This window comes from Streptomyces bambusae (assembly GCF_020532645.1).
Classification (GTDB): Bacteria; Actinomycetota; Actinomycetes; order Streptomycetales; family Streptomycetaceae; genus Streptomyces; species Streptomyces bambusae.
The window spans coordinates 1-474 of sequence record NZ_JAJAUZ010000157.1; the positions used below are offsets into that span (position 1 = coordinate 1).

The 474-nt window shown below is 73.4% G+C and carries 1 pseudogene; it reads left to right on the forward strand.

Features of this window, described 5'->3' with window-relative positions:
• Window positions 1-118: 118 nt before the first annotated feature.
• A pseudogene (locus LG634_RS37620) lies at window positions 119-474 on the forward strand (conjugal transfer protein); the annotation flags it as partial.

The window sequence follows — 474 nt, forward strand, 5'->3', positions numbered from 1 at the left end:
TGTCGGAGATGCTGGTGCTGGTCAACAAGGCCGCGTCGGATCCGGGAGAGGTGGCGTGACGCCGGGGCGCCCGCTGACGCGGGCCCAGAAGGTCGTGCTCGCTCTCGCGTTCGTGCCGATGCTGGCCACGGGTGTCGCGGGCGGATACGGCACCTATTCGAACGTCCAGGCCGTGTATGGGGTGGGGACGGCGGCGGGTGCGGTGGCGGCCGGTGAAGGCGCCACCGCGGTGCTTGCGCTGGTCCTGCTCGGGTTGACGATGCTGGGGCAGTCGTCGCCGCTGGCGGTGCGGGCGGGTCTGTGGCTGCTGCCGGCCGCTGCTTCCGCCATGGCGGCGGTGGCTGCGCCGGATGCGGGCCGGACCGTTGTCTACGCCCTGACCCCGATGGGCATGACCGCGGCCGCCGAGGGCATGGCGTTCCTGGCCCGGCGGATCGTCGTCCACACCGACGGCCGCGACGCCGAAGCCGAGGC